The organism is Lunatibacter salilacus (assembly GCF_009797935.1).
Lineage (GTDB): Bacteria > Bacteroidota > Bacteroidia > Cytophagales > Cyclobacteriaceae > Lunatibacter > Lunatibacter salilacus.
This window is the reverse complement of sequence record NZ_VOLC01000004.1, coordinates 20,889-39,175: the sequence shown is the minus strand read 5'-3', so window position 1 is coordinate 39,175 and position 18,287 is coordinate 20,889. Positions and strand designations below refer to the sequence as shown.

Genomic DNA, 18,287 nt, shown 5'->3' with positions numbered 1-18,287 from the left:
ATTAGGATAGTTCGTGCTCAGATAAATACCTTTCCGCATCCAAAGCGGCCATGCAACCCGTACCCGCGGCTGTAACTGCCTGCCGGTAGACATGGTCTTGGGCATCGCCACAGGCAAACACACCGGGAATATTTGTTTTCGTGGTCCCGGGAATAGTTTGAATATAGCCGTTTTCATCCATCTTGATAAAAGGCTGAAATACCTCCGTGTTTGGCTGATGTCCTATGGCCACAAAAAACGCCCCAACTGCCAGGTTATAAATATCGTTGGTCTTGTTGTTTTTCAGTTTGACTCCCGTCACTTCTTCCTCTCCCAGGATTTCGACAGTCTCATGATTCCAGAGAATTTCTATCTTTGGATTTTTCATCACCCTGTTTTGCATGATCTGAGAGGCCCGCAGTTCGTCTCTTCGGACGATCATATACACTTTACTGCAAATATTTGACAGGTAAGATGCTTCTTCACACGCAGTGTCGCCACCCCCTACTATTGCCACTTCCAATCCCTTGAAGAAAAATCCGTCACATACGGCACAAGCTGATACTCCTTTCCCATTGAGACGGGTCTCACTTTCAAGTCCGAGCCACTTGGCAGATGCTCCGGTGGATATTATGACAGTTTCTGCCAATATTTCCTGCGAATCGTCTACGGTTACTTTATGCGGCTGCGAATCAAAATCAACCTTGGTCACCAATCCAAAGCGTACATCGGTTCCAAACCGTTCCGCCTGCTTTCGGAAGTCCTCCATCATTTCAGGTCCCATGACCCCATCCGGATATCCCGGATAGTTTTCCACATCATTGGTAATGGTCAATTGACCTCCGGGTTGGATTCCCGTATATAAAACCGGATTAAGACCAGCTCTTGCCGCGTAAATGGCGGCAGTATATCCGGCCGGACCCGATCCAATAATCAATACCTTTATCTTTTCTATTTCCTCACTCATGTATACTGCTTTTTAAAAGAATGGCAAATTTTGCGATTTTTATAAAATAAACAACGCTCCACCCTCAATGAAAATGTCCGTTGTTAACGAATTTTAACGTTAGCGGGTACAAAAAAGAGGGGTAGCAACTACCCCTCTCTCCGTATGCTATGAAAATAAGTACTTATCCCAGATAAGGCTTGAGGGTTTTACTCCTCGACGTGTGTCTTAGCCTTCTGATTGCTTTCTCTTTGATTTGCCGAACCCGCTCTCTGGTAAGGTTGAATTTCTCCCCTATCTCCTCAAGCGTCATGGCATGTTCACCGTTCAGTCCAAAGTACAGCGTAATGACGTCTGCCTCACGCTGGGTAAGCGTAGACAGCGCACGTTGCACTTCTTTGCGAAGGGAATCGTTCATCAGTCCGTCATCCGGCTTGGTTTCCCCGTCATTCTCCAACACATCCAAAAGGCTGTTTTCTTCACCTTGGACAAACGGAGCATCCATGGATACATGCCTACCGGAAATTTTCATGGTATCCACCACTTCGCCGGCAGTCACTTCCAGCACTTCGGCCAATTCCTCCGGAGATGGCTCTCTTTCAAATTTCTGCTCCAACTCCGAAAAGGTTTTGCTGATTTTGTTAAGTGAACCTACCCGGTTAAGGGGCAGTCGAACTATTCTGGACTGTTCTGCAAGTGCCTGAAGGATGGACTGTCTGATCCACCACACGGCATAAGAGATGAACTTAAACCCACGGGTTTCGTCAAATCGCTGTGCAGCTTTAATCAAGCCCAAATTACCTTCATTGATCAAATCACCCAAGGACAAGCCCTGATTTTGATACTGTTTGGCAACAGATACCACAAACCGGAGGTTGGCTTTTGTGAGCTTTTCCAAGGCAAGTTGATCTCCTTCTCTGATTCTTTTAGCCAATACGACTTCCTCATCAGCGGTGAGAAGATCCACCTTTCCTATTTCCTGTAAGTATTTGTCCAGAGATTGACTTTCTCTGTTGGTAATCTGTTTGCTAATTTTAAGCTGCCTCATTCAAGTATCTGATTTTTTTGACTCACTAAATAACAGAAGTAAACTTTAAATAAGTTCAACCGCTGGTATTATTTCGAACTTAATTAAGATTATTGGGACGATTTATCGGATTTTTCACCTTTAGGAAGCAAAACTTTTCTGGAAAGTTTATATTTTCCTGTCTTTTTATCCACGTCTATGAGTTTCACGGTAATTTCCTCACCGGACTCCAACACGCCATCCATCGTTTCCAACCTTTCCCATTTGATTTCGGAAATATGAAGTAAACCATCTTTACCAGGCATAAATTCGACAAAAGCACCAAAAGGCATGATATTTTTTACCTTACCTGTATAAACTTCGCCTATCTCCGGTTGTGCTACAATGGCCCGGATTCTGCTGATGGCTTCATCCATGGACTCCTGATTGTTGGAGAAAATATTTATTTTACCCTTGTTGTCTGATTCCTCGATGATGATCGTGGCTCCGGTATCCTTTTGGATTTCCTGAATCACTTTACCACCTGGTCCGATGACAGCCCCGATAAGTTCTTTCGGAATCTCCATGTTTTTAGACCTTGGAGCATGAGGTTTATATTCAGCGTTCGGTTGAGCCAAAGTTTTAGTGATCTCATCCAAAATGTGGAGCCTTCCTTTTTTGGCTTGGTAAAGCGCTTCTTTCAGCACATTATAGTCCAAACCTTCCACTTTTAGATCCATCTGACAAGCAGTGATTCCCTTGGCAGTGCCTGTTACCTTGAAGTCCATATCACCCAAATGATCTTCATCTCCCAAGATATCGGACAAGATGGTGTAATTTCCTGTCTTCGGATCGGAAATCATTCCCATCGCAATCCCGGTAACAGCCGATTTGATCGGTATACCAGCATCCATCATGGCCAACGATCCAGCACAAACTGTAGCCATGGATGAAGAGCCATTTGATTCTAGAATATCAGAAACGATACGGATGGTATAAGGATTTTCGGCTTCGGAAGGAAGTACTCTCTTTAGAGCACGCATAGCCAAGTTGCCATGTCCCACTTCCCTACGTCCAGGTCCACGGTTTATCTTTACCTCTCCAGTACTAAATCCAGGAAAGTTATAGTGTAAATAAAATTTATTATATCCAGAATGGACCGCTCCGTCCACCATCTGCTCATCCAATTTCGTGCCAAGTGTACAGGTGGTGACAGCCTGAGTTTCACCACGGGTAAAAATGGCGGATCCGTGTGCGGAAGGCAAATAATCCACAACTGACCATATCGGGCGGATTTCGTCCGGGTTACGACCATCAAGTCGCTTTTTCTCGATAAGCGTGAAATTTCGAGCTGCTTCCTTGTGTATTTTACCGAAGTATGGGCCTATCAACGATGCATTGTATCCATGTTCCTCGCCCAAGCTTTCAACAAATCCCTCTTTGATTGCCTTGATGATTTCAGAGCGCTCGTTTTTATTGGGGATTTGACGGCTTACTGCTTCGTAGCACTTATCGTACAATTCGGATTTCATTTTCTCCATCAACGCCTCATCGTGCGTTTCGTGGTTGTATGTCCGCTTAACGTCCTTTCCTACAAGGGTCGTAAGTTCTTTTTGCACCTGACAATGACGCTTTATTTCTTCATGGGCATATTGAAGTGCATCTACCATCTCATCCTCGGAGACTTCGTCGCCTTCTCCTTCTACCATAAGGATAAACTCCTCAGATCCCGCAACTATAAGCTCCAACGTAGCTTTCTTGAGATCGGAAGGTTTGGGGTTAAGGATAAGCTTGCCGTCAATTTTTGCTACACGAACTTCTGAAATGGGTCCATTGAAAGGTATATCGGAAACCGCGATGGCTGCTGACGCAGCAAGGCCTGCCAAACAATCCGGCAGGACATCCTCATCGGAAGACATCAGTGTAATGGAAATGTTGGTGTCCGCATGGTAATCATCCGGAAAAATCGGACGAATAGCCCGGTCAACCAGTCGGCTGATCAATATTTCATAATCGGAAAGTCTGCCTTCCCGCTTTAAAAATCCACCTGGGATTTTACCCGAGGCTGCGAATTTCTCCTGATAATCCACTGACATGGGAAGGAAATCAACACCTTCGCCGGCTTCTTTTTTGGTAACAACTGTGGCCAAAAGCATTGCTTTGCCCATTTTAACGACTACAGCACCGTCGGCCTGCTTGGCCAACGCACCTGTTTCAATCGTAATTTCTCTTCCATCCTCTAAGAGGATGGACTTGCTAATAACATTTGGTAACATAAAATCCTATGATTCTGTAAGGTGAATAGTTAGAAAAGTAAGGTTTACTATATGAATTGAAAAAAAGTAAGGTTCTTCCCGTGAAGAACCTTACAAAAATTTTATTTACGAATACCAAGCTCCGCTATGATTGAACGATATCTTTCGATGTCGATCTTAACGAGGTAATTCAATAAACTTCTTCTTTTACCGACAAGTTTCAAAAGACCCAATCTGGAAGAGTGGTCTTTCTTGTTGGTCTTCAAGTGCTCTGTCAAATGCTGAATACGAAAGGAGAACAGAGCTATTTGTGACTCTGGTGAACCCGTATCGTTATCTGCTTTTAACCGACCATGATTTTTAAACAACTCAGATTTCTTTTCTTTAGTTAAATACATGCTTAGTCAAACTAGTTTACGGATAATATAATAAAACAGCCACAAAGATACAATTAATATTTCTAATTATGAAAGTTCTTCTTTCAACTTTTCCGTCTTCCTGGAACTTACCCACTTCGTCTTTATTTTTTGAAACATGGCGGCGTAAAAGTCGGCCTCAAAAATACGGGCATCTTTTCGAGCCTGCCGGAGAAAAAACACTCCAAAGGGAATAAGTGCCAAATTGGAAAAAGCTGTCCCGAACAGCGGGTCGGCAATTCCTTCCTTCGCCCACTTTTCCCCGGTAATCGTCAACATATAGTATAATACGAAGAATATGATAGAAACCAGAACAGGCATCCCCAGCCCTCCCTTTTTGATAATAGCTCCCAATGGTGCCCCGATCATAAACATGACAAAACAGGCAATGGCCTGTGTATATTTTTGATACCATGAAATTTGAAATCTCCTAAATTCTCTGGCAATGACGTCGACTTCATTTTTGTTTGTGGTGAAATTATTCTTGATATTCCTAGCCGTGGTCAATCCCCCGGAAGCCGCGGAAACCAAATACCTCCGGGTTTGTCTTAAGGAGTCCAATGAGGCCTTTTCCTCGGGTGACAGGACAATTTGTTTTTCTGTGGTGGCTGGAACAAAATTCGGATTTCCCGCCAGATTGGGGGCAGGAACAACTGCCATGGTATCCACTATGGCCCGTGCGGAATCCGCCCTGCTGATTGTCCCACCAGTAGTTTGCGCGGCTGAATCTCCCATTAACTCATCCGCCCTCAGCTGCCGTTGATCATCCGGTAAAGTCGGGGCTGCTGTGGACCCTATCGGGCTGCCGGATCCGTCGCTGTTCGCACGGGATTCCTTTTCGAATTCTGCCTGGAATTTCACATTACGGAGAGAATCGGAGATAAGTCGCTTTCTTTCAATATCCGCCGGGGGAGTCAGCTTGCGGTTTCTGGCAAAGAAAGGATACGAAGCCTCGGTATTGACATAGTTATAAAAGTATTTTTGGTTGAGTGCCAAATCCATCGAGTCCAAGTCGGTCCTGATTTCCTTAATGTTTTTGATGGAGCGGTTATTGGACCAAAGGTTTTCCGGAGTCCGGTTCATGTCAAAGGCATCCAGACTGAAAACCATTTGGTTGGTTGAAAACTCGGTACGGTTGAAGGTTGGCGCTTTCTCCGCAATGCCCCGCTGCCCCTGACCTTCCTGATAGCTGAAGCCATTGTATAAGACAAGCTGCATGTAGCGCTCATTGAAAAACGGCTCCATTCTGCCGGAATCTGCCGTAATTACATGGATATTCCCCTGTCCGGATGTGTGGTCATAGATCAACACATCCTGCAACCGAACCTCGTCCAGTTTTTTATTCACTTTGATACTGTAGTTGGGTATGCCGTTATAAAAGACCCCCTCCTTAATATCGAGAGCGGGTGATTTCATGCGGATATCATACAGCAGGCTGAATGTTTTAAGATTTACCCGAGGCACTAGGTAATTGTTGGACAAATAAGCTCCAATGGTAAGAAAGACTACAAAAATACCGATGGGGCGTAGCGCACGGATTAGGGATATGCCGGCGCTTTTGATAGCGGTAAGCTCAAAATGCTCACCCAAATTGCCAAAGGTCATCAGAGAGGAGAGCAAAACCGCAAGGGGAAGTGCCATTGGAGAAATACTGATAACAAAATAGCCAATCAGCTCCATATAAACCATAAATGGCAAATCCTTGCCAAATATTTCATCAAAATACTTGAGCATATTCACCGTAAGCAGAATAAAATCCACAACGATGAATGTAAGAATAAACGGCCCTATGAAGGACCCCAAGATTAACTTGTCTAATTTCTTGATGAAAAAGTATTTGAGCATATTCACCTTAAGCAGAATAAAATCCACGACGATTAATGTAAGAAAACGGCCCCAAGATTAACTGGTCTACTCTCTTCATGAATAACGTTTCAGGAAAAGGGGCGCATGCTGATTACGCTGCAAAGGTCTGGATATTATGTGAAAATAGATAATTTTCTTGTTTTTATCCCCCGATTATTTCCTTCAAAATGGTGATGAGTCCCTCCCAAATTTCCTGTTGCTCCTGATCGTCATAGGTATCTCCATAGTCTATGACACGAAGGTAAAATGTCTGGGTGAGTTCGTTTTCCTCTAGTTTAAATTCAATAAAGGAATGGTTTTCCTCTACCCCATCTACATCTTCCGGGTCAAAAAACTCAAATTTGACGTGGTGATTAAGCCGCATGATGGTGGGTCTGGCAAAATGGTCCTCTCCGTCGTACACGAAATTAAAAACCTTGTCCTCGTTGATCGTGACATCGTCAGCAAACCACTGCGAAAGTCCGCTAGCTGTACTTAAATATGGATAAATGACTTTCTTGGAAGTATTTATCTGATAATCAGAAACAAATTTATTTTTAACCATAGCAGTAATTGTTGTAATAAGAAAAAGTCTCAATTTTTGTTACACCTCCTTGGAATTAAAGGAATAACCTCACATATTTGCATTCCCAAATGGCGAGGTAGCTCAGTCGGTTAGAGCGCAGGATTCATAACCCTGAGGTCAGGGGTTCAATTCCCCTCCTCGCTACATTCAGCTTCATGTATGCATGAAGCTTTTTTTATGCCCTTGCAGACCGACAGAACATCCAAATAGGCCAATTTCCGGCAGCCATATGTTTGAATGTAATATAGGGAAAATATTTTACAAAGATTTTTTTAGTCAGGAAAAACCAATAAAAAAAACCCTCCTAGGAGGGTTTTTTCGTTTCAAATAAGTTAGTGCGGAACTTACTTTACTTTTTCAACTATCGCTTGGAATGCCTCGGGATGGTTCATGGCTAGATCGGCTAACACTTTTCGGTTAAGTTCGATCTCTGCTTTTTTCAACATTCCCATAAATTGTGAATATGACACGCCGTGTAACCTGGCGCCGGCATTGATACGCTGAATCCAAAGTTTCCGAAATTCTCTCTTCTTAACTTTACGATCCCTATATGCGTACTGTAATCCTTTTTCGTACTTATTTTTTGCTACTGTCCAAACGTTCTTACCTCTTCCGAAGTAACCTTTGGTTGCTTTTAATACTTTTTTTCTTCTAGCTCTTGAAGCTACTGAATTGACCGATCGTGGCATACATTTTTAATTTTTGACCCTTGGTGCCTTTCGGACTTTTTTACCAAGCTTCTGGTGAAATAAATAACCTTACTGATTTTTGAAAATTAGATTCTAAGCATTGCTTTTACACGTCCTTCATCTGACTCATGTACAACCCCCATCTTGGTAAGATTCTTCTTCCTTTTGGTGGACTTCTTAGTCAGAATATGACTTTTGTAGGCATGCTTTCTCCTGATTTTCCCGGTTCCCGTCACGGTGAACCTCTTTTTTGCACTTGATTTTGTTTTTACTTTTGGCATTGCGATATATATTAGTTGAAATTATTTTTTACCGGCTTTCGGGGAAACGAAGATGTTCATCCGTTTTCCTTCCATTTTAGGTAGCTGCTCCACCTGTCCAAACTCTTCCAAAGCTTGGGCAAATTTTAACAGAAGCATCTCACCCCTTTCCTTGAAAACGATTGTCCTTCCCACAAAATGGACGTAGGCCTTCACCTTCGATCCTTCCTTGAGGAAATTGATGGCGTGCTTCAATTTGAAATCGAAGTCGTGGTCATCGGTGTTTGGTCCAAATCTGATTTCCTTTACTACGGTTTTAGCGGCGTTTGATTTGATCTCCTTTTGCTTTTTCTTTTGCTCGTATTTAAACTTCGCATAATCAATCACTTTACAAACCGGAGGTGCAGCGGAAGGAGAAATTTCGACGAGATCAAGTCCGTTTTCCTCGGCAAGTTTGATGGCTTTGTCAGTAGGCATGACGGCGTTTCCACCCTCTACAAAATCACCTACGACACGGACCTCCCTTGCCCTAATTTTGGAATTTACCTTATATGGTTCTTCTTGTCTCGGTGTATACGTTCTTTTTCCTCTCAAAATGTTTATGGTTGTTTTTTAGATTTAAAGTGCAAATATCAAATAAATTTTGGATTATTAAAAATCCAAAATTTTTTATTTCCGTTTCATTTCTGTAATGATGAAGCGATTATGTCCTTGAAATACGCAATAAAAGCTCCCGGAGTGAAGCTTCCCTGATCGCCTTCTCCGTGTTTCCGCAGCGAAAGTTCCCCATTTTCCTCTTCCTTTTCGCCGACAATGATCATGAACGGGATCTTCTTCACTTCAGCATCCCGAATCTTCCGGCCAATCTTTTCGTCCCGGTTATCTATGCTTCCTGTGATTTCTTGATCCTCAAGTGCCTGTTTGATCTCCTCCGCATACGCAATGTATTTTTCAGAAATTGGAAGGATAATCACTTGCTCCGGTGCCAGCCAAAGCGGGAAATTACCCGCACAATGTTCGATCAAAACAGCTACGAAGCGCTCCAGCGACCCAAACGGTGCCCGGTGTATCATCACCGGCCTGTGACGCTGATTGTCCGCTCCCACATATTCCAACTCAAACCTGTCCGGTAACTGATAATCCACCTGAATGGTTCCCAGCTGCCAGCTTCTTCCTAGCGCGTCTTTGACCATAAAGTCTAATTTGGGACCGTAGAATGCAGCCTCACCCAGTTCCGTAACCGTTATCAACCCTTTTTCCGCGGCTGCCTCAATGATTGCGTTTTCAGCCTTGTTCCATGCCTCATCTCCGCCAATATATTTTTCCCTATCGTTAGGATCACGCAGGGATATCTGTGCCGTATAATTGTCGAAGCCCAAAGCTTTGAATACGTAAAGCACAAGGTCAATCACTTTAATAAATTCTGCCTTCAACTGATCCTGTCTACAGAAAATATGCGCGTCATCCTGGGTAAAGCCCCTCACCCGGGTTAGCCCGTGCAACTCCCCGCTTTGCTCATAGCGATATACAGTGCCGAACTCCGCATAGCGGACGGGCAGGTCTTTGTACGACCTTGGTTTGCTTTTGTATATTTCGCAATGGTGGGGACAGTTCATTGGTTTCAACAGAAATGTCTCTCCTTCATGGGGAGTAGTAATGGGCTGAAAGGAATCCTTCCCGTATTTTTCGTAATGCCCGGAGGTTTCATAAAGTGCCTTATGCCCAATATGAGGGGTGATAACCTGTTGGTAGCCGGTCTTATCCTGCTCTTTCTTAAGAAAATTCACCAGCCTTTCCCGAAGTAGGGTTCCTTTAGGCAACCAAAGCGGAAGGCCCATGCCTACCTTTTCAGAAAAGGTAAATAGTTCCAATTCCCGTCCAAGCTTCCTATGGTCACGCTTTTTCGCTTCCTCCAGCATGGTCAGATACTCCTGAAGCTCCTTGGCTTTGGGGAAAGTGATTCCATAGATCCGGGTAAGCATTTTGTTTTTTTCATCTCCCCGCCAATATGCCCCAGCAATATTAAGCAACTTGATGGCCTTGATAAATCCGGTATGCGGGATATGTGGACCTCTGCAGAGATCCACGAAATTTCCCTGCTCGTAAAAGGTAATAGTTCCGTCCTCCAAGCCTTCCAACAAATCCAACTTGTATTCGTCGCCTTTCTTCTTAAAGTATTCTACCGCTGCCGGTTTGGAGACATCTTTGCGAACAAATTCGCTCTTTCTCTTGGCCAACTCCACCATCTTGGCTTCGATTTTTTCCAACTCAGCTCCATCAAGAGCCATTTCACCGAAGTCAACGTCGTAATAGAAACCGTTCTCTATTGGCGGACCTATCCCGAACTTAATTCCGGGATACAATTCCTCCAAGGCTTCGGCCATAAGGTGGGCTGATGAATGCCAAAAAGTTGACTTGCCCAAGGTGTCATTCCAGGTGAGCAATTCTATCGTGGCATTATTTTCAATGGGTCGGGTGGCATCCCACACTTCTCCGTTGATTTTGGCGGCTAGGACATTACGGGCTAGACCTTCGCTGATACTACTGGCGACTTGAAGCCCGGTAATTCCCTTCACAAATTCCCTGACCGACTGGTCAGGAAAGGTAATTTTAATTTCTTGGGTAGACATGAATACAATTTATAGTACATAGCGCCTATACAAACAGGCGATCTTAATTCTTGCAAATATGAGAATAGATCATGGTTTTTAAAAAGTTAAGCGCTACTTATCTCAAAATACGCTAGCCTTGAAACAAGTACCGGTGTAAGATCGGCATGATTTTCAAAACTAACCAACTATCTTTCAAGAGCCTCCACTATCTTTAAAACAAGCCCAACTGATCCTCTTCATCGTCCTTTTTCACGTTTAAATCTATCGTAGATCCAATTTCCAAGTCTTCATCCTCGGAAGTTTCATTCTCCGCTTCTTTTGAGGAGGAAATGAGGCTTATGTCTTCTATAGGATGCGGAGACAATTTGTTCCCAATTGCTTTCCATCCCTTTACATCGATCAGCATGTCCAGGTCAAATTCCTGTTCTTCCCTTTCTTTGCCTTTTGAGACGGTCAGTTTGATTTGTGGCTGTTTGTCCGAAGTCACCATTTTCAGGTAGGACTGTTTATGGTCTGAAATAACGTTAAATTTTTTATTGAGAGAAGTGGTTTCTATCAAAAACCGCTTTACAAAATACGTTTTGCTTCCGCCGTCGAAATAAATGGTAGAGAATACCCGCTCATGAATAAACTTCTCGATAAGCAAGACGTTGGAAGCCTCAAAACGGTTTGTCAATTCAAATCCGGTAAGTTCATAGTCTCCGTTTTTATAAAAAACGATGATCTTGTCCTCTCCGAGGAAGTTACCGATCAATTTACCTCGCTGATCGGTATTCAGGCGGCCAATGGAAGCGTCATAATAAATATTCAGCCCACCCAGGGTAGACACCCCATCCATTTTATGCTGGATTTTTCTGATAGGGTATTTGGTCAGAATATTTCCTCCCGCTCCGCGCCCTTTAATCTCTATGGAGCTAAAGTCATAATCAAAAACCTTGATTTTGGCTTTCGCGCCTTGGGTAAGGTAAATGGTGATAATTTCCGCTTCTCCATTTGGATTTGCAGTCAGATAAAGTACTTTGGAACCCTTGGTTCCTTTGGTCAGGTCATATTCCCTATCTCTGGTTACCGCCAATACCTGGAACCGCTTTACCATGGTTTTTCCCGAGGTGCCATCCAGGTAGATCAGGTTATAGACCATGCGCTCATCCCCCTTGCGGTAAACGGCCACATGGAGAATGTCTTTGCCCACAAACCCCTTATCCTGAATTCTGCTGACAACGCAAACTCCATCCTTTCGAATCACAATGACATCATCCAAGTCGGAACAGTCGCAGACAAATTCGTCCTTCTTCAGCCCATAGCCGATAAAACCGTCCGCACGGTTGACATAGAGTTTGGCATTGTTAGCGGCAACCACAGTAGCTTCAATGGTGTCAAAGGCCCTTATTTCTGTTTTACGTTCCCTTCCTTTGCCATACTTCTGCAACAGGTTGCGGTAGTAGTCAATTGCGTAAGCAGTCAGGTTTTTCAAATGATGGTTTACTTCCTTCAGCTCATCCTGAAGCTTGCGCATCAGTTCATCGGCCTTGAAGGTGTCAAACTTGGAAATTCGCTTGATTTTAATTTCCGTAAGACGAACAATGTCTTCCGTAGTTATGTCCCTATAGAAATCAGGCTTAAAAGGATCAAGCCCCTTGTCTATGGTCTGAATAACTGCTTCCCAAGTCTCGCATTCCTCAATGTCCCGATAGATCCTGTTTTCGATAAAGATCTTTTCCAGAGAAGAAAAGAGCAGTTTTTCCATCAGCTCCGCCCTGCGGATTTCCAATTCCCGCTTTAGCAGAACCTTGGTCTGCTCGGTATTGTACCTGAGAATATCATTGACCGTGAGGAAAACGGGCTTTTCGTCTATGATTACGCAGGCATTCGGCGAAATGCTTACCTCACAATCCGTAAAGGCATACAAGGCATCGATGGTCATATCCGGGGACTGCCCCGGGGCCAGTTGAATTTGAATTTCAACATCTTTGGCAGTATTGTCCACCACCTTCTTAATCTTAATTTTCCCCTTATCGTTTGCCTTGATGATGGATTCAATCAGGGAATTGGTCGTGGTCCCGAATGGGATATCCTTGATAAGGAGGGTCTTGTTGTCCTCTTCCTCGATTCGTGCGCGGACCTTTACCCTGCCACCGCGTTTTCCTTCGTTGTAGTCGGAAAAATCCGCCTGACCCCCAGTGGGAAAGTCGGGCAGCATCTGGGCAGTTCCACCTTCAAGGATTTGTATGGATCCTTCAATCAGTTCGCAAAAATTGTGGGGTAGGATTTTCGTGGACAAGCCTACGGCTATCCCCTCCACGCCTTGTGCCAACAGTAAGGGGAATTTTACAGGAAGGGTGACCGGTTCCTTCTTCCTGCCATCATAAGATAGCTGCCATTCGGTCGTCTGCGGGTTAAAAACGACATCAAGGGCAAACTTGGATAACCGGGCTTCAATATATCTGGATGCCGCAGCACTGTCCCCTGTACGTATATCCCCCCAGTTGCCCTGGGTTTCTATCAAAAGCTCCTTTTGTCCCAGGTTGACAATGGCGTCTCCGATGGATGCGTCCCCATGCGGATGGTACTGCATGGATTGCCCGATAATGTTGGCTACCTTATTGAACCTGCCATCGTCCATTTCCTTCATCGCATGGAGAATCCGCCGCTGTACGGGTTTTAACCCGTCCTGAATGGCCGGAACTGCACGCTCTAAAATCACATAAGAGGCATAATCCAAAAACCACTCCTTATACATGCCGGTGACAGGTATGGACTGGTGCAAGCTATCTTCGTTTTCTTCCGGTATGTTATCAGTCGTATCGCTCATTAGTAAGTCAAGTATTTCCCAAATTTTAGGTGCTGGCCCATTATGGCCAACCTGTTAACAAGGCTTTCCCTATCAACCTTGCTTATCCAAAAATAAATCAAATTATGCTGCCTCGCTCTCTTCCTCTACTTCTTTGGCGGCAGGGTCATCGTGAACAATGTCTTTCTCTACCTTCAGGTTATCGATGATAAAGGTCTGCCTGTCGGGTGTGTTTTTCCCCATATAGAAACCCAACAAATCAGCGATTTTGGTTTCCTTCCTAAGTATAATCGGCTCCAGCCTTATATCCTCACCTATAAAAGCTCCAAATTCCCCGGGGGAAATCTCTCCCAACCCCTTGAACCGGGTGATTTCCGCCGTTTTGCCTAGCTTGTGAATGGCACGTTGCCTTTCCTCGTCGGTGTAGCAGTAAATGGTCTCCTTTTTATTCCGAACCCGAAAAAGTGGTGTATCCAAAATATACAGGTGGCCATTTTTCACCAAATCGGGAAAAAACTGAAGAAAATAGGTCATAATCAACAGCCGGATATGCATGCCGTCCACATCGGCATCTGTTGCGATCACGATCTTCCTGTACCGTAGATTTTCTATACCGTCTTCAATATTCAAGGCGTGTTGCAAGAGGTTAAATTCCTCATTTTCATAAACCACCTTTTTGGTCATACCATAGCAGTTTAGGGGTTTCCCCCTCAAGGAAAATACCGCCTGAGTCTGCACATCCCTGGATTTGGTGATGGATCCCGATGCGGAATCACCTTCAGTGATAAAGAGCATGGTTTGATTTCTCAGTTCTTCATTCGCCTTTGTATCATCATAGTGAGCCCGGCAATCCCTCAGTTTTTTATTGTGCAAATTGGCCTTTTTGGCCCGTTCGTTGGCTAATTTTTTAATTCCGGAGATCTCCTTTCTCTCCCGCTCGGACTGGAGGATGCGCTTCAATAATGCATCCGCTGTGCTGGGGTTCTTGTGCAGGTAGTTGTCCAGTGCGTTTTTGATAAAGTCAGAGATAAAGGTCCGCACCGTCGGTCCGTCGGTACCCATACTTTGGGATCCCAGCTTGGTTTTTGTTTGGGATTCAAATACCGGTTCCTGGACCCGTACCGCAATTGCCGCCACGACACTTTGCCTGATATCGGAGGCATCGTAGTCTTTTTTGAAAAATTCCCGGACTGTCTTGACGATCGCCTCACGAAATGCCGCCAAATGGGTTCCACCTTGTGTGGTAAACTGCCCATTTACAAATGAGTAATATTCTTCTCCGTATTGGTTGCTGTGGGTAAGCGCCATTTCAATGTCAGCACCCTTCAGGTGGATGATCGGATATCGGATGCTGTCCTCATCCACTTTTCTGTTAAGGAGATCGTAAAGTCCCCTTTCTGAGAAAAATTTCTTGCCGTTATAATTTATCGTCAGTCCCGCATTCAGAAAGGCGTAGTTCCATATTTGGTTTTCAAGGTATTCGGGGATAAAATGGTAATTCTTGAACACGGTAGCATCTGGGGTGAAAATAATTTTGGTGCCGTTTCGGTCGGAAGTCTTATCAATTTTTCTGTCTTCCGTAAGGATGCCCTTTTCGAATTCTGCCACCTTGGTCTCCCCGTCCCGAAAAGACTGCACTTTGAAATAGTCTGATAGGGCGTTTACAGCTTTGGTACCGACACCGTTTAGCCCAACGGATTTTTGAAAGGCTCCAGAGTCATATTTACCTCCGGTATTGATTTTGGAAACGCAGTCGATGACTTTGCCCAAGGGGATGCCCCGGCCATAATCCCTGACCTCAACACGGTGTTCTGTTATCTTGATGTCGATGGTCCTGCCATTTCCCATCATATGTTCGTCAATGCTGTTGTCAAGGATCTCCTTTACCAACACGTAGATACCGTCATCTTGGGCACTGCCATCACCCAGCTTACCGATATACATACCCGGTCTGAGTCGGATATGCTCCCTCCAATCAAGGGACTTGATGCTGTCTTCATTGTATTTTACATTTTCAGGCATAGCTGCAAAGAGAAATTTTATTGGGTTAAATAGAAGCTGTTGTTTTCACCTGTCTTATTCGCTTGGCAAGGATATAAAAAAAACCAATAATCCACACCACAATAAAGACGGGTATCAGGTAAAAAAAGAAATTGAATTCCGAACTGCTGATCTCATTTTGGTTGGTGATGCTGTGCAGGTAAAAGATGAGTATCACCGTGGAGATATTTAATACTGCGGCAAAGGAGTAAAACCAGGATAGTACGTGATCCCGGAAACCTTCTCCCCTGGGAAAAACACGCCTCAACATCGGAGTATATTCCATTTCAATCATCTTGGCAGGGAGAATAAGCAACACGTTAACCACCAAAAAGACACCGATAAACAGGTAGAAAAAGGTTTCTTTGGCGAACTGTTTCAGCGGCAATCCCCTGTCGGACAGCTCATAAGTAACGAATTCCGGTGAAGCTGAGTAGATGTACAGGAAGACGATAAGGAACAACAGGATGGTTAATACATAAAACGCTTTGGATAATCGTCGATACATAACTTTTTTCAATTAGGCCGCTAATATAAAAATTTATAAGTTCATTTCGGGCCTTAGTGTTTCAACGAAATTCCAATTTACCGCAAGATGCCGCATAGTCAATTTGTTAGCGGGTGGAAATTTTTGGTTTCGTTTTGGCCGCGGGAATTGTTGAGGGGCCTTTCATTTCCCGCCAAAACCCGATTCCATCAATCTTTGCCTTCCCGTCGCTCGAATGAATTCAATATCAATGAACGATTTGTCTGGATTTCTGTTCGGAGGAATTGGTTGGCTTTGACGCAATATGCTGTACCAACCGGGCAGGGGTTTTGGCGGAAATGGGTTTGGAGAAATTGACGGATTTGCGGCCAAAACGGGGGTGGATTCTTGTTTTTTTTAACCATGGGTTGAAATCCATGGCTACTATATCGGTCATCCCTACGGGATTGTTAGATATGAGTCATGATTAAGGAATTCAGAGCCTTAGGTGTGAAATCATCATAGCCGTGGGTAAAACGAAGACCTTGGTTAGAACATTTTCGAAGGGAAAATTAACTTATGTGACGTCATCGATCGCCCTCCCCTCAAGTTGCAAATCCTGGAGTAGCGTAGCGGTTACAGGAGGGCAGGGATGGAGTGGGGCAGCCTAGGCAGGGAGAATAGTTCTGGCACCATTTAACAACCAATTCAGCATACCTACCTAAACCGCATCTCCCTGGATTCCTGATCACCTATTCCTTCCAATACCAATCGGTCCTCAAAAACACGTACCACCGCACCCAAGTTGGGTGACTTGGCTTCGACCATGCCGTAAAAGGTTAGGTGGTGCAGCCCGTTTTCCACCACATAGTTGCCCGCATGGTGATGGCCCGAAAAGTACGCCACTACATTGGTGTATTTATCCAACATTGCCAAAACTTCCCGGTTATTCCATAAGTGAAGCCCGTTTTCCGGCAAAAGCGGGTAATGGCAGAAAACAACCACCCGTTTCTCTTCTTTTTGGGCGTTGGCAAGTGTTTTTTCCAGCCAATTGATTTGCTTTCTCCCTAATCCACCATTCCATGGCTTGGCATTCGAAGCACCCAACACTTCCAATTCTGCCAAGGTAGCCTCCGCTTTTTTATATCCCCTCGATCCAACCGGATGCCCGTCAAGGCTATTGTACATGCCGTTGAGCACAACAAAAACGAATTGCCCATGGGTAAATGCATGATAACCATTAGGATTGCCCAACAGTTTGGGTACTTCCTTCTTATGTTCATCCGCAACGGTATAATCATGGTTGCCAAAAACATGGTGGATTTTTGCCTTGCTCTGTGTCAGTACATACAGCGGTTTGCCGAAGCTCTCCAGATCCCGGTCGATTAGGTCCCCCAAATTGACTGTAAAGGCCAGCTCGTGCCGATTCAGTTCCTTTACTGTTTTTTCCAAAATCGCAAGGCTTCCCCGATAGTCCCTCTCTCCTGCCTGATCCACATCTGCATACTGTACATCTGAAATTACGCCAAAAGAAAAAAGGGGCTTTTCCTGGGCTAAACCTGTTATTACAATCATCAATTCGGTTATTAAGACGATAAGGCTGATCCTTAATTTCATTGTTTTCCTTTTCTTAAAAGTTTACGCATCTTTTTCCCGTACCGTTTTCCCATTAGCAATTGACTATCTGTATCAAAATGTACCTGGTCAAACGTCTGCGTACGTCTCGAATGAACCACCCCGGTAAAAGGAACCTGTTCAGGCAATTTGTCAATGAGTTTATTAAACACTTCTCTCTCGGGCTGGTCAGTGGCGATATGGCCCGCCACAAAAGGAAGATTCGAAATCCCCAAGTCTGTGCGCAATTGCGTTATAAGGATTTCCAGATTTGGAAGATAGGTTTCTAACTTACTAAGATCGGATTCTCCCTGATGCCAAATGACACCCCGGATGGTTCCATGCGCTGAGGCTGATTTTACTCTGCTAATTGCCTCTTGATAAAAATGCGTTCCGGGCATCCATTCCGCCAGAGCGGTCCCTCCTTTTGCGTTTACGACCAGGCCGATTTCTTGATCTCTCTTATGATTTCTGAGCGTTTTGGCGAAATTATAGGCCGGACCAAGTCGCTGCATTTCCACTTCTTTCCGTATGGTCGAATAAAGGTTTAAGGGATTTTTGGCAGGCATCCACAGGCTATCTTCCAGTCCGGTAAACAGGTACACACCACTAATTGATTCTTGCAATTCTGTCGTAATTTCCGCCCGCCCTGCCGTATTGGACTGGCCAATAACCAAATAAATATCCAAGTCTTGGGGAATTGGTTGTGCTAGGCCTTGCGGTGTGATTTCCATCAACAAAAGCCCTCCAAGTACTGCCCAAATGTAGCTAATCAGCATAGT

16 protein-coding genes and 1 tRNA gene are annotated in these 18,287 nt (G+C 44.4%); 1 reads left to right on the top strand and 16 read right to left on the bottom strand.

Features of this window, described 5'->3' with window-relative positions:
- Nucleotide 1: 1 nt before the first annotated feature.
- The 6 genes from trxB to FQ608_RS06855 form a co-directional block, all read right to left on the bottom strand.
- The gene (gene trxB / locus FQ608_RS06880; protein WP_158857096.1) at nt 2-946 is read right to left on the bottom strand and encodes a thioredoxin-disulfide reductase; all 945 of its coding nucleotides are present in this window, start codon (nt 944-946) and stop codon (nt 2-4) included.
- Between the two features lie 163 nt (nt 947-1,109).
- Entirely contained in the window at nt 1,110-1,973 is an 864-nt protein-coding gene (locus FQ608_RS06875) for a sigma-70 family RNA polymerase sigma factor (protein ID WP_010853621.1), read from the bottom strand.
- Nucleotides 1,974-2,062: 89 nt separating this feature from the next.
- Nucleotides 2,063-4,207, bottom strand: coding sequence for a polyribonucleotide nucleotidyltransferase (gene pnp / locus FQ608_RS06870; protein ID WP_158857095.1), 2,145 nt, complete (start codon nt 4,205-4,207; stop codon nt 2,063-2,065).
- Nucleotides 4,208-4,308: 101 nt separating this feature from the next.
- Nucleotides 4,309-4,584 (bottom strand): 30S ribosomal protein S15, encoded by a 276-nt coding sequence (gene rpsO, locus FQ608_RS06865; RefSeq protein WP_158857094.1) that lies wholly within the window; start codon nt 4,582-4,584, stop codon nt 4,309-4,311.
- Between the two features lie 66 nt (nt 4,585-4,650).
- Nucleotides 4,651-6,429, bottom strand: a complete 1,779-nt coding sequence (locus FQ608_RS06860) for an LptF/LptG family permease (protein ID WP_158857336.1) — start codon at nt 6,427-6,429, stop codon at nt 4,651-4,653.
- 181 nt (nt 6,430-6,610) lie between these two features.
- A complete protein-coding gene (locus FQ608_RS06855) occupies nt 6,611-7,012 on the bottom strand; it encodes an START-like domain-containing protein (RefSeq protein WP_158857093.1) in 402 nt (133 codons plus the stop codon).
- A gap of 91 nt (nt 7,013-7,103) precedes the next feature.
- Here FQ608_RS06855 and FQ608_RS06850 point away from each other — a divergent pair.
- A tRNA-Met gene (locus FQ608_RS06850) sits at nt 7,104-7,177 on the top strand.
- A gap of 200 nt (nt 7,178-7,377) precedes the next feature.
- Here the strand turns inward: FQ608_RS06850 and rplT are convergent.
- The 10 genes from rplT to FQ608_RS06800 form a co-directional block, all read right to left on the bottom strand.
- On the bottom strand, nt 7,378-7,722 hold the full coding sequence (gene rplT, locus FQ608_RS06845; RefSeq protein WP_158857092.1) for a 50S ribosomal protein L20: 345 nt from the start codon (nt 7,720-7,722) through the stop codon (nt 7,378-7,380).
- A gap of 86 nt (nt 7,723-7,808) precedes the next feature.
- Nucleotides 7,809-8,003 carry a 50S ribosomal protein L35 gene (gene rpmI, locus FQ608_RS06840; RefSeq protein ID WP_158857091.1) on the bottom strand — a complete coding sequence of 65 codons (195 nt, stop codon included), beginning with the start codon at nt 8,001-8,003 and terminating at the stop codon, nt 7,809-7,811.
- Between the two features lie 21 nt (nt 8,004-8,024).
- Nucleotides 8,025-8,576, bottom strand: coding sequence for a translation initiation factor IF-3 (gene infC / locus FQ608_RS06835; protein WP_158857090.1), 552 nt, complete (start codon nt 8,574-8,576; stop codon nt 8,025-8,027).
- Nucleotides 8,577-8,662: 86 nt separating this feature from the next.
- A complete protein-coding gene (gene thrS, locus FQ608_RS06830) occupies nt 8,663-10,612 on the bottom strand; it encodes a threonine--tRNA ligase (protein ID WP_158857089.1) in 1,950 nt (649 codons plus the stop codon).
- Nucleotides 10,613-10,805: 193 nt separating this feature from the next.
- Nucleotides 10,806-13,406 carry a DNA gyrase/topoisomerase IV subunit A gene (locus tag FQ608_RS06825; RefSeq protein WP_158857088.1) on the bottom strand — a complete coding sequence of 867 codons (2,601 nt, stop codon included), beginning with the start codon at nt 13,404-13,406 and terminating at the stop codon, nt 10,806-10,808.
- Between the two features lie 102 nt (nt 13,407-13,508).
- The gene (locus tag FQ608_RS06820; RefSeq protein ID WP_158857087.1) at nt 13,509-15,407 is read right to left on the bottom strand and encodes a DNA topoisomerase IV subunit B; all 1,899 of its coding nucleotides are present in this window, start codon (nt 15,405-15,407) and stop codon (nt 13,509-13,511) included.
- A 25-nt stretch (nt 15,408-15,432) separates the two neighbouring features.
- Complete coding sequence (locus tag FQ608_RS06815; protein ID WP_158857086.1) at nt 15,433-15,933, bottom strand: DNA topoisomerase IV; 501 nt, start codon at nt 15,931-15,933, stop codon at nt 15,433-15,435.
- Nucleotides 15,934-16,159: 226 nt separating this feature from the next.
- Nucleotides 16,160-16,348 carry a hypothetical protein gene (locus FQ608_RS06810; protein WP_158857085.1) on the bottom strand — a complete coding sequence of 63 codons (189 nt, stop codon included), beginning with the start codon at nt 16,346-16,348 and terminating at the stop codon, nt 16,160-16,162.
- Between the two features lie 260 nt (nt 16,349-16,608).
- On the bottom strand, nt 16,609-17,508 hold the full coding sequence (locus tag FQ608_RS06805; RefSeq protein WP_158857084.1) for a metallophosphoesterase: 900 nt from the start codon (nt 17,506-17,508) through the stop codon (nt 16,609-16,611).
- Complete coding sequence (locus tag FQ608_RS06800) at nt 17,505-18,284, bottom strand: sialate O-acetylesterase (protein ID WP_158857083.1); 780 nt, start codon at nt 18,282-18,284, stop codon at nt 17,505-17,507. Before FQ608_RS06800 ends, FQ608_RS06805 begins: the two co-directional genes overlap by 4 nt.
- Nucleotides 18,285-18,287: the final 3 nt, after the last annotated feature.